The organism is Proteus sp. MB838 (assembly GCF_054767435.1).
The window spans coordinates 1-12163 of sequence record NZ_BAABMO010000062.1 but is presented as its reverse complement, the minus strand read 5'-3'; the positions used below and the strand labels follow the sequence as shown (position 1 = coordinate 12163).

Genomic DNA, 12163 nt, shown 5'->3' with positions numbered 1-12163 from the left:
ATAAATGCAATCTTATTTAGATGATTTTTATATACTTTGAGTCACTCTAAAAACTTGAGATTTTTATTATTTAAAATCAAACGATATGAGAGGTTATAAATAATCTTTTTAAGATAGTTTTATATCGCTCATGGAGGATATATGTTCAAAAAAAGCTTATTAGCTATTTCTTTACTTACTTTATCAAGTAGTATCGCTTTCGCTGCGACACCAACCGCTAAATTAAAAGTAAGTGGGGATATCCAACCACCAACTTGTACCATCAATGGCGAAACAAGTGAAACTACTGTTGAATATACTTTTGCTGTAACTCCTGGCCTTTTCCCTGCAAAAGGTGATTTAACATTAGAGCCTCAATCAAAAAATATTGTCGTAACTTGTGATGCAAAAACTTATCTAGCTTTTACTCCTACTGATAATAGAGCTGGGACAGAAAAAAAAGAAGGTGATTCTTATTTTGGTTTAGGCAGTTATAAGATGGCAGTCGATGGAAAAGAGGCTGTTGATACTAAAGTAGGTTACTACACAGTTTCAATGAAAAATGCCACAGTAAAAGAAGATTTGACTAGTGAAGAAAAGAAAGTCTATGTAATGGATTCTAGATATGGCAGATCTACTTCTAAGACACTAGTAAAAAATGATTCATTAGGTTGGGCTCGTAGTAATGCTAATGATTATGCTGACGGTCAAGTATTTGCGGCAGATTTTGAAGTCACACCAACCATCAATAGCGCACTAAAAAATAGTGATGGTGATGCTAAGTTAGATGGTTTAGCCACATTAACATTCCAATTCGGAATTTAATTAAAAAAAACGTAAGAAATCATTTGGGTTTCTTACGTTTTTATTTAAATATTTTTATAAATTATCAGATATAGAAAGTCTTTTATTAATTATCTTATATAGACTATATATTTTAGAGTAGCCGATTTGATATAGAATATAAAAACCCATTTTAAAATCACCAATTAAATTACAAGACTGTTTTTTATTTTCTATAAGCGTATAATTAATTAAAAATTATTATAAAGGTCGAATTAGTTAAATACATCAGAAAAAGAAACTACACTAGCTGGCTTTAGGTTATTATGAATATTATAAAATCTTTTTATTTTACCTTACCATTTTTAAGTATTTCATTAGTATCAACATCTGCTTTTGCAGATATTTATAACGATCTAGCACCATCATTTAATGATGATTGTTTTGTGTCACAAAAAGATATAACCATAGAGTATCATAATCTTAAAGCTTATATGTTTAAATCTAATGAAAATAATAAGTTAGATGATCGTTATACATTAATAAATATAAGCTGTCCTTCACCTGTTTCACCTGTACTATTTTCAATAAAAGCAGATGAAAAAATGGGAACAACCACAGATAATGATCAAACTCATTTTGGCCTTGGCACTATAAATACAACAGGTAAGATTGGTTTTTTTCAGGTATCTGTTGAAAAAGCCACAGTAGATGGTATTGATGTTAATATTTATGAAACAGATAACGAAAATAATATTGGAATAATAAAAACAAGCCCACAATTAAAAATAGGCACTCTAAACGGATTTAGTCAAGATGGTGTAACACCTTCGAAAGGGAATAACTATCAATTAAAGTTAAAAATTTCACCAACAATTTATAGTTTAAAAGAAACAAATGGCCCTCTTGTCGATGGTGGAGAACTTTCAGGCTCTCTATTATTCGATTTTTCATTTGGATCTTAAAATTTAAAAACGCGACGTTTTACTATGGGGTTCATTATGCATTTTCGATATCGTAAAATGATATTTTTATTATTAGCTTATCTAATTAACAATAATTTAGCATTAGCTGATAATAAAAATATCGAGTTTGATATTGACTCACTTAAATCTCTTGGTTATGGCAGTGAAATCGCTGATTATTTTAAAGAAGGAAGTCATTTTCTTCCTGGTTATCATGATGTAACAATTATAGTAAATAGTAGCCTTAACTATTCTGATAATATTCTTATTAATGAATCAGGTAATCTTTGCTTAAATAATCAATTAATAGATAAGCTGAAATTAAAAAAAAAGAGATAAATTCAGATTGTGCTGATTTTTTAGAGATATATCCTAAATCAGATATTACCTATCACCCAAATAACAACTCTATTGATATCACTATTAATGATGATTACTTCGATCAAAGTGCCTATGGTAATGAATTAACCTATGGTGGCTTAGGGGTATTCAACAACTATAGAATCTATGGTATGAAGTTAAATGGCTCTAATAATAGGAATTTTTATCAAGGTGATTTTAAAACAGGTATAAATTTTTATAATTGGATTTTACGTAATAACAGTAGCTTTTCTTCAGGTGATGGGAAAACTTACTATAGATTTAATGAAACAACGCTTTCACGTACAATAGAACGCATCAAAGCCATTTTACAATTAGGCCAAATTACATCTAATAGTGAGTTATTAGATAGTGCTGATGTGAATGGTTTTCAATTATATTCAGATAGTAGCTATCAAAACAGTAAGTTGACAGTTCCTATTACTGGGATGTCTGAAAAACCGGCTACCGTTGAAGTCACACAAAATAATCGATTGTTATATAGAACGATAATACCTGCAGGCCCTTTCCAATTAAATAACATTAGTGGTGTATCATCAAGTCAACCATTACATGTCAAAGTTATTCAAGATGATGGTACTATTCAAGAATTTGATGTTATTACATCAAATAAAGACTTAAAAAATCCACAAAGTAGTACCAGCTTTAACTTTTTTATGGGGAAATATAGAAAAAACTCAAGTGATGAACGCATACATACTCCTTTTATTACCGGTTTTGAAGGTGGCATTAATTATTTAAATCATAATTTTCTAGGGGGTATGGAAATATCATCAAAATATAAGTCCATTGTAGGTAGCGTAAATAGCGTTTTTGGTGAACATCGTCCTTTATCTACTGGCTTTGGTATTAAATATGCATCTTCTTCTAATAAAGGTGATGGCTTCCAAGCAAATGCTAATTTAAGTTTACCTGTATCAGTATTCTCACTAGGCTTATCAACAATATATCGTTCACGCAACTATTCCACACTCTATGAATCTCTACAAATAGATAATATAGAAGACCCATTAGATGATAATCTTGCTAATAATCAGACAAAAACATCAAGCTCATTATCTCTAAGCTTAGGAAATCAACGTTATGGATCACTGAGTTATAGCCTTAGCTATAGCCAATATTATGGTGATAAAAAAGACAATTATTCAAATACCATTTCTTATGGAAAAAGATTTCCATTTATGTCTTTTAATATTAGCTATCAAAAAAGTAGTAATTTTGAAGATCGTACATTTGTAAACATCAACGTACCTATTAATAATTCATCATCATTTAGTACTCAATACCAACATTATAAAACATCATCTTTAACAACAAATTATAGTAATTATCATAATGATTTATTTAGATATTCTATCGGGGCAACTGCTGATAAAGACAGTAAAGATAAGAATATTAGCGGTAATATCAATGCAACAACTGCTTACAGCCAAATTAGTGCGACAGGCTCCTTTAGTAATAGTAATCAAAAATCAGCGATGCTGACAGCATCTGGTGCTATTGCTTATAGTGATGGGTTATTTGCTACTTCTCCTGTGGAGCTAGGAGATACTTTCGGTATTTTACGTGTTCCAGGACAATCTGGTATTTTAGTTAACTCTATGGGTGGTGGTACGACAATAACTAATCACTTTGGTACCGCCGTTATTCCTAACTTACCAGTAAATAAAAAAACAACTGTTCTATTAAATACTAAAAATTTACCACTCAATGTTATGTTAGGCACAACATCCTTTGATATTGCATTGGCAAAAGGTACTGTTTTTTCTCGTGAGATCCCCGTCAATACAATGAAGCAAGTTTTATTAGAAATAAAAAAACCAGATGGTAAACCTGTTAATACAGCAAATAGTGTTATTGATGATAAGGGAAATCTAATAGGTGTTATTATGGGGGACGGTAATGTTATAATAAGTAATGAGCAAATCGGTAAGCCACTAAAAGTAAAATCAGATAATGGTGACATCTGTTCTGTTGATTATTCAGTTCCAGAAGAATTTAATCCAGACTTTTTATATGAAAAAGTTGATGCAATTTGTAAGTAATACAAAGAGGATAGTCTAATTATGAAAATACTAAAAGGAATGATTTTTCTCATTCTATTAATAAGTCATTTTTCTCATGCTAGTTTTCAATTGGAAACCATGACTGTTATTTTAGATTCAGAAGAACCAAGAAAGATTTTTAATGTTAAAAATACGGGTAGTGAACCTATTTTATTATCAACAAAAGTCAGCGATTTAGATAAACAACACGAAATAGCAAAAAATATTATTATAACTCCACCCATTACAAGAATAGAGCCAGATCAAAGTCAGAATATTAATTTTATTTTAAAAGACGGTATTGAATTTGATGATGAACAAATTTTAAAAGCCTCTTTCCAAGGTATTGGTGTTGCAAAGGTCAATTCAACAAAAATGCCTATCAGACAAGATATTGCGATGTTAATTATTCCAAAAGGGTTAACCATAGAGCGTGAACCTTGGAAAAATCTAGAAGTAAAACAAGTCAATAATCAATTAATATTAAAGAATAATGGTAAACAAGTTATTCGTATGGCTCCCGCTTTTAGCTCTTTACCAAGCAATAACGGTTATAGTATTGGTCAATTTTATATTCGTCCTCAAGAAGAAATTAAAGTTGATGTAAAAGAAAAGTTAACAGAAATAAAAATATCACCTTTAAGTCGTTATGGATTTAAATTAGCAGGTGATATTAAAATGAAAGTTAATAATTAAAATAATTAATATATAAAGCCTTGATATGTTATATCAAGGCTTTTTTATTTATGTAGACATTTATATTATTAACCCTACATATTTATTTTTACAAAAATCTACACGCTTATACTTTATTTGAATTGACCTTCCTGTAGGGGGAAAGATTATTGTTCTCTGTATTCGTATCTATAAGGAATACATGATGAAAAAATTACTTTTTCCCTCTCTCTTAGTATTGTCAACGGTTAGTGGTACTGTACAAGCGGCAAATCATGCTGTAGTTGAAGTTTATAAAACCGAAAATTGTGGTTGCTGTAATTTGTGGGCTGATGGTGTAAAAGAAGCGGACTTTGATGTTAATATCAATATTGTCTCTGAAACAGAATTAATGCAAAAATATCAGCAAGCAGTAGTCCCTGATAATTTATTAAGCTGTCACTATGCAACATACCAAGGCAAAGACTTAGTCGGACATATTCCTATCGATAGCTTAAAAAATATAGACTTAATGGATAAAAAGCAAACAGGCATTGCTGTTGCAGGTATGCCAGCGGGTAGCTTAGGTATGTATGCAGGGGACTATAAAGAACCTTATCAAGTCATTGCTTTTGATAAAGCAGGTAATCAATCACTATTTAAATCATACAATTAATTTTTACTCTCATCATATTGATGTAACAAGAATATTTCTCTCCTATTATATTATTCTTATTTTATTTTCTGCCTGTACTAAAACAGGCAGTTTTTTATTTTACTAGCCTTGGGACTACCGGATTTTCTGGTGACGATTTTAAAAATGACATACAAAGAGCACCTAAAATAACCAAGAGCATAATCAAATCAAAACCATCAATAAAAGAGGCAACATGTGCTTCTCTTATTACTAATGCCATCGTTGTTTGATAATGTTCAGTAATATTCCCTGCTAATTTTTGCTCACCAGTTTGTATGTATCCTCTTAACAAATCATAATGAGTATCATATGAGATCCTCAAATAAGTATTGATAATAGCTCCTGCAAGGGCTGGCATTAAGACTCTCGCTATCGAAATATATGCCCCTAAATGTAACGCTTCTTGTGGCTTGATATTAGTAACAAATGAGGCAATTAATCCGATAAGTAGCAAACATTCCCCTATTGCTTGCATAGATATGACAATAAAGAAATCATTAGCTCGCCACTGATAATCAATTTGATGACCGATTAAACATGCACCTCCAATAATCATAATACCTATTAACATCATTAATCGTGGCTCTAAACGCCGTGCAAGAAAAATAGCTATTGGACTACATAATAGATAGATAAAGAAGGCAAGATTGGTAACTTGACCTATTTGTAGTGGTTTCAACCCACCAACAACACTCAAAAATGAAGGTATAAATAACGAATTAGGTAACATCAAAAAGCCATATAAACAGGCAATAATAAAGCAGAGCCGTAAATTACTATCTTTGATCCAATTTAAGTGACCAAAGCTTTGTTTATAAATATAAGCTCTAATAATAAATGTCCCCATCAGTATAGCGCTACCGATTAAGCAAGACACGACCAGCCCAGAATCCCACCAACCTAACAATTCACCTTGAACGACACCAATATATAATAGCGTTAATCCTAAGCATTTAAGCGCCATTCCTCCCCAATCACTTTGAGCGAGCAATGATTTATTAATAGGTGAGAGTGGCATTCCCCACCAGGTAAAAAATAGGATGACTAAGGTGAAAATAGCGGATAACCAATAAATCCAACGCCAATTCAATATGTCAACAAATTCTCCTGAGATCCCCACTCCCGCATCCATTCCTACAGAAACACGTAAGCTATAAGCCGCCATAACGATTAGCCAAACACTGGGATTTAAACTTTTTAAGGCTAATGAAATCGTCATCGGCAAATAAACTCCGATACAAAATCCAATCATAAAATGAGCAATAAAAAGTCCGCCAAAACCAATCTGTTGTCCTATTATGGGAACCACTAATCCACAACAAAAAAGGATAAAACTCGCACTGATTAATATTTTTTCTGCGCCATAAACCACCATAAACCAAGGTACAAGAGTCATACTGATCAATTGAGCTATATTAAGAGCCACATTCAACCAAGATCCTTGGGCAACATCTAAACCAAACACGCCTCTTAAATCCGCTAACGAGATAGAAAACATACGTACAAAAAGTGTTGATAAAATAGCCCCGGTAAAAACAGCCATAACAACAAAAATAGGACGATGATTTTGTGCTGCTGATAATAATTTAATCACTGCGATCCCCCTCCTCCTCTACAGGAAGGCTTTCTGTGTCAATTTTCACTTGCACAGACATACCCGCTCTTAATTTAGCTAAGTGTCGGTTATCACTATTGAGCGTGATATAAACCGGAATACGTTGTACTACTTTAGTAAAATTACCACTGGCATTATCAGCAGGAATAAGAGCTGATTCACCACTACTTTGTGCGCCGATATATCTCACTTTTCCTGAAAAAACATCGGTAGGAAAAGCATCAACTTTGATAGCAACAGATTGTTCTGGCTGTACTTTTTTTATTTGTGTCTCTTTTAAATTGGCAATAATGTATACATTGTTAATCGGTGTTAAAGTCACAATTTCGCTACCCGCAGTCACAAGGCTACCGATATTGACTTTTATTTTATTTAATTGCGCATCGAAAGGAGCCTTAATAGTCGCGTATGAAAGCTCCGTTTCAGCCTGCTGATACTGTGTTTGAGCGATATCTTTTTGTGCCAGACGTATTTTTTCTTGAGATTTTAGTAATACCAGTGCTTGTTTAGCCTGATCCCACTCATTTTTCGCAGCACTTTGTAATTTCATTAAACGTTGCAAATCAGATTGAGCATCTAAATAATTTTGTTGTGTGATTGCCCCACTATTAATTAAATCTTTACGCAACATTGGGCTGCGCTTAGCTTGGGTAACATCAATAACTGATGCTTGATAACGATTAGCTAATTTCTCAATATTTAATTGATATTCTTTAATTTCTTCAGTGAGATTATCTAAAGCTAATTGGGCTTTTTGATACTCTGCTAATGCCGCTTGCCGATTTAATATTTGTTCTTTCTTATTAATTTCAGCAATGACCTCACCACGTTTTACTACTTGGTAATCCTCTTTATTAATCTGAGAAATAAACCCAGTCATTCGTGATTTCAATATCGTTGAGTCCGCTTTTATGTAAGCGTTATCTGTTGTTTGATAACGAGCATCACTCCACCAGCGATCCCAATCTGCAGTCGCTATACCAATAAACGCAACAACACATATCACAGTGATCCAAGGTGTATAAACCATCACTAACTGCATGATTCTTTCTTTTTTTGATTGAATATTTTCCATCTTTCTACTCCTAAGCGAAGCTTAGTGATATTTAACTTTTGCTTTAATCTAACATTGTTAGGTTTAATAAATATGTTAAACTAACATTGTTAGATAGAAAAGAGGAAAATGAGAATTATTTATGAAAAGCCCTAAAATTGATCGATTAAATGTGTTGGATACAGCGCTTTCTTTGCTGGAAAAAGAAGGGATTGAAGGCTTAACAATGCGAAAACTGGCAGATGCATTACATATAAAAGCCGCCTCTCTCTACTGGCATTTTGATAATAAACAAACGCTTATTGAGGGAATGGCAGATCGTATAGTCAGTGAAGTCGCTGTTGATTTTCACTATAGCCAAGATTGGAAAGCGGATCTAAAACGTCTAGCAACAGAGCTAAGAGAAGCTTTTTTACAACATCGTGATGGTGCTAGAGTTTTTGCCGGAACCTATGTGATTTCTGAAAATGTGTTACGTATAAACAATACGCTTATTACTTTAATTATGCAGTCTGGTGCATCTGCTGAATTAGCGAGCAATATGTCGATGACCTTACTCTATTTTATTTTAGGGTGTTGCATTGAACAGCAAGCTATCACGCTTATTGATAGTGAAATTTTAATGCAAAAACGACTCGCTTTTGAACAAATTGTACGTGATAAATACCCTCAAACTTGGCAAGTAAGAGAAATTCTTTTTGCTGATGATTTTGCCATGCGTTTTAATTTTGGCTTAGAGCAATTAGTCACAGGGTTTGAACACCAATTGATGACACCATGAGGTTGGTTTAAAAAGGCCGTTTGTAACTAAACAAACGGCACTTTATTTATACTTAATAACCTATTTATCGTTAATAATCCGTTAGTACAAAGCTACACTGGTCCATAACTTATTGCGGTAGCAATACCAATTGCAGCCATACCTATCACGACCCAAATCATTAAAATAGGGAATACAAATTTAACCCAACGCGTCCACGGCACTTTACCTACCGCCAGTACCGCCATAAGTACACCTGATGTTGGGGTAATAATATTGGTAAAGCCATCACCGAGTTTTAAAATAAGGACACCGGTTTGACGTGTAAGATCAAGAATATCGAGAATAGGCACCATAATAGGCATAACAATCGATGCTTGTCCCGTTCCTGATGTGACTAGCAAGTTAAACAGTAAATTAAAGAAATAAAGTAATTGAGCGCCCCAAAAGTGAGAGGTTTGCTGTAATGGCACTAATGTGGCTTGTACAATAGAATCAAGCACTCGTCCTTCATCTAAAATAACAATAACCGCTCTGGCGATCCCCACCACCAATGCCCCATACACTAAAGATTGAGCACCTTTCATAAAGGTTTTGATATAGTCATTAGGGGCAATTTTAAACATAGCCGCCACAACAATGCTCATCATAATAAAAATGGCTGATAGATGTTCAATCCCCCATTTATATTCAAAAGCGCCATATAAAAACAATCCTATAAACGCTATAAATACCACCAAACTCAATTTTTGCCTCAATGAGAAGGTGCTATCTAATGATTGAGTGTGTGGCTGTTCATAATCAGGATCATCTTTAGCTATTCCATACATATAACTGGTCGTTGGATCATTCGCAATACGTCTGGCATACCAGACAATATAGGCAATAGTGACAACAATTAAGATAGCGAATAATACAACTCGAAAAATAACACCAGAAAAAAGAGGAACTTCAGCTAATGTTTGTGCAGTACCTAAAATAGTTGGATCTAATACACCAACCGCATTACCTGCATAATAGCCTAAATAAACAACTGCAACCCCCGTAATAGCATCAAGTTTCATTGATCGCGAAAGAGCTATTCCTATAGGGATAAACGCAATAACGGCATTGGCCGCAAGCCCAAGGGATGACAACATACCAAAAATAAAAGCAACCGTAATAATAAGAGCTTGATAATTACCTTTGGTTTTAACAATAAGCGCATTAATACCTGAATCAATAGCACGGGTGCGATCATAAATGGCAATCGCGCCACCAATCATAAAGATCAAGAAAATAATACTGGCAGATTGTTTTAACCCTACAGGGATTGCATAAAACACATCCATCAATGAAGCTGGATTTTGTGCAACATAATTAAAGCTATTAGGGACAACGCGGTTTAATCCATTAACGGTTTCCCGCTGATAACTTCCCGCGGGGATCAAATAGGTGGCGATGGCCGCTAAAATAACGATACCAAAAATAATAATAAAGGCATCAGGCATAGCCCATTTTATTTTTTTACTCTTTTCCATACATTCACCTTATTGAGACAGACGCTTAATAACATTTGCAAATAGCACTGTCCTTTCGGTCAATGACGGTAAATCGAGATATTCTTTATCACTATGCTGATAGCCACCAATAGGGCCTAAACCATCAACACTTGGCGTACCGACACCGGCAGTAAATGAGGCATCAGATCCTCCCCCGGTTGAAATATCTTCAATAGCTAAGCCAATTAAATCCGCTTGCTGTTTAATGATTTCTATTAAATTGGCACTTTCAGGTGTTTTCACCATTGGAGGGCGATTAATGCCACCATTTAGCGTTAATTTAACCCCCGCTAACACAGGTTGACTACAAACTTCTCTGACTTGCTTATCAATTTCAATACCCTGCTCATCCGTTGAAATACGCACATCGATTTCAGCTCGTGCATGGGGAGCAACCGTATTGACAGATGTACCACCAGAAATCAGTCCGACATTAACGGAAAGACCTTCATCATGGCGAGAAAGCGCATGTAGGGCCTGAATTTTGTATGAAAGCTCTTGAATAGCACTAATTCCTGCTTCTGGTGCAATACCTGAGTGAGATGCTTTACCTTCAATCAACAACTCATAAGTTCCAACACCTCGACGAGCGCTAACAATGGCACCATTCGCACGAGCAGGCTCCATAATTAATGCATAAGCTTTATTTTTGGCATATTTTTCAATTAAATGACGCGATGTTTTTGACCCTATTTCTTCATCACAGTTAAGCAATATTTCAACATTTTGATAAGAGAGATCGCCACTTTGTTTGAGTGCATTAATCGCATAGTAAGTTAAAACATGGCTGGCTTTCATATCAATAACACCAGGACCATAAGCACGGGAGCCATCGATACTAAATGGGCGCTCTGCTACTGTGCCTTTAGGAAATACGGTATCTAAATGTGCAGCAATAAAAATTTGTGGGTTTGTGGCATCTTTATGAACTAAACGGTAGTTATTCCCTAGTTGTTCATTTTCAAATACTTCAACAACAAAACCTAATTTTTGGTAGCGTTGAATTAAAAGATCAGCGACTGCATCAACCCCTTGTTTATCATAAGAGCCGCTATCGATATTCACTAACTCCTTTAGAAAATCAACCATTTCATCATATTGTGAATTAATTGTGTGTTGCATTTTATTTACCTCTTGTAATTATAATTTGTCTTTTTTAGCTAGATATTTAAATCAAGATGGACTTTATCAACTGCAATAAAATGCTTGATAAAAAGCATTAGCCTTAAAATAAAATGTGGATTTATTTATCAATAACATCACATTAAACTTTACATATATTTAATATGATTGCATCTATTTTTTAAAACCATAATAACAATTAATTAAATAGAATAAGATCTGCTAGAAATCACATGATAGAAATAGATAAAATAATCTAAAGCTAATAAGAACATTGAAAAATAGAAAAGAGGTTTAAGATAAAATACTTTTTACTATTTTATCTTGTTTTTAGAGAGCATTATTTTAAATAGATTTATTTTGTTTTTTGATAAAACCTAAAAAAACAAAATAAAACCAAATTATTTTTTATCAAACAAACAATAAAACCAATAAAATAATTTTTTAACACACTGTATTAAGAAAAATCGCTCTATTATTAAAATAAAAACATTTATTTTCAATTTTATTTGATAAAAGAACAATACAATAAAACTCGGTAATAAATTTATCATACAATATAAAATA

Annotated in this window: 11 protein-coding genes; 7 read left to right on the top strand and 4 right to left on the bottom strand. The window is 33.3% G+C overall.

The features are described 5' to 3' along the window. The first annotated feature begins 141 nt into the window (after positions 1–141). From ACYUCW_RS17090 to ACYUCW_RS17065, 6 genes are all read left to right on the top strand, one after another. On the top strand, positions 142–804 hold the full coding sequence (locus ACYUCW_RS17090; protein ID WP_004246561.1) for a DUF1120 domain-containing protein: 663 nt from the start codon (positions 142–144) through the stop codon (positions 802–804). A 284-nt stretch (positions 805–1088) separates the two neighbouring features. Further along, the gene (locus ACYUCW_RS17085; protein ID WP_004249798.1) at positions 1089–1727 is read left to right on the top strand and encodes a hypothetical protein; all 639 of its coding nucleotides are present in this window, start codon (positions 1089–1091) and stop codon (positions 1725–1727) included. Positions 1728–1763: 36 nt separating this feature from the next. Next, entirely contained in the window at positions 1764–2066 is a 303-nt protein-coding gene (locus tag ACYUCW_RS17080; protein WP_223232002.1) for a hypothetical protein, read from the top strand. Positions 2067–2239: 173 nt separating this feature from the next. Further along, a complete protein-coding gene (locus ACYUCW_RS17075) occupies positions 2240–4153 on the top strand; it encodes a fimbria/pilus outer membrane usher protein (RefSeq protein ID WP_004249799.1) in 1914 nt (637 codons plus the stop codon). Between the two features lie 21 nt (positions 4154–4174). Then, positions 4175–4849, top strand: a complete 675-nt coding sequence (locus ACYUCW_RS17070) for a fimbria/pilus chaperone family protein (protein ID WP_004246565.1) — start codon at positions 4175–4177, stop codon at positions 4847–4849. Positions 4850–5033: 184 nt separating this feature from the next. After that, positions 5034–5483, top strand: coding sequence for a DUF411 domain-containing protein (locus ACYUCW_RS17065; protein WP_460409116.1), 450 nt, complete (start codon positions 5034–5036; stop codon positions 5481–5483). Positions 5484–5577: 94 nt separating this feature from the next. Here the strand turns inward: ACYUCW_RS17065 and ACYUCW_RS17060 are convergent, their stop codons facing one another. Then, entirely contained in the window at positions 5578–7098 is a 1521-nt protein-coding gene (locus ACYUCW_RS17060) for an MFS transporter (protein ID WP_004249802.1), read from the bottom strand. Beyond that, the gene (locus ACYUCW_RS17055; RefSeq protein ID WP_004249803.1) at positions 7091–8194 is read right to left on the bottom strand and encodes an HlyD family secretion protein; all 1104 of its coding nucleotides are present in this window, start codon (positions 8192–8194) and stop codon (positions 7091–7093) included. Before ACYUCW_RS17055 ends, ACYUCW_RS17060 begins: the two co-directional genes overlap by 8 nt. Positions 8195–8315: 121 nt before the next feature. Between ACYUCW_RS17055 and ACYUCW_RS17050 the strand changes: the two genes are divergently transcribed. Continuing rightward, positions 8316–8954, top strand: a complete 639-nt coding sequence (locus tag ACYUCW_RS17050) for a TetR/AcrR family transcriptional regulator C-terminal domain-containing protein (RefSeq protein ID WP_004246569.1) — start codon at positions 8316–8318, stop codon at positions 8952–8954. Between the two features lie 92 nt (positions 8955–9046). Here ACYUCW_RS17050 and ACYUCW_RS17045 read toward each other — a convergent pair whose 3' ends face one another. Next, complete coding sequence (locus tag ACYUCW_RS17045) at positions 9047–10453, bottom strand: YfcC family protein (protein WP_004246570.1); 1407 nt, start codon at positions 10451–10453, stop codon at positions 9047–9049. Positions 10454–10462: 9 nt separating this feature from the next. After that, positions 10463–11596, bottom strand: a complete 1134-nt coding sequence (locus ACYUCW_RS17040; protein ID WP_004249805.1) for a M20 family metallopeptidase — start codon at positions 11594–11596, stop codon at positions 10463–10465. Positions 11597–12163: the final 567 nt, after the last annotated feature.

Bases quoted from the DNA above. Each gene is read 5' to 3' on its own strand.
- ACYUCW_RS17065 (WP_460409116.1), top strand. From the start codon at position 5,034: ATGAAAAAATTACTTTTTCCCTCTCTCTTAGTATTGTCAACGGTTAGT.
- ACYUCW_RS17050 (WP_004246569.1), top strand. From the start codon at position 8,316: ATGAAAAGCCCTAAAATTGATCGATTAAATGTGTTGGATACAGCGCTT.
- ACYUCW_RS17070 (WP_004246565.1), top strand. From the start codon at position 4,175: ATGAAAATACTAAAAGGAATGATTTTTCTCATTCTATTAATAAGTCAT.
- ACYUCW_RS17045 (WP_004246570.1), bottom strand. From the start codon at position 10,453: ATGGAAAAGAGTAAAAAAATAAAATGGGCTATGCCTGATGCCTTTATT.
- ACYUCW_RS17040 (WP_004249805.1), bottom strand. From the start codon at position 11,596: ATGCAACACACAATTAATTCACAATATGATGAAATGGTTGATTTTCTA.
- ACYUCW_RS17075 (WP_004249799.1), top strand. From the start codon at position 2,240: ATGAAGTTAAATGGCTCTAATAATAGGAATTTTTATCAAGGTGATTTT.
- ACYUCW_RS17080 (WP_223232002.1), top strand. From the start codon at position 1,764: ATGCATTTTCGATATCGTAAAATGATATTTTTATTATTAGCTTATCTA.
- ACYUCW_RS17085 (WP_004249798.1), top strand. From the start codon at position 1,089: ATGAATATTATAAAATCTTTTTATTTTACCTTACCATTTTTAAGTATT.
- ACYUCW_RS17055 (WP_004249803.1), bottom strand. From the start codon at position 8,194: ATGGAAAATATTCAATCAAAAAAAGAAAGAATCATGCAGTTAGTGATG.
- ACYUCW_RS17090 (WP_004246561.1), top strand. From the start codon at position 142: ATGTTCAAAAAAAGCTTATTAGCTATTTCTTTACTTACTTTATCAAGT.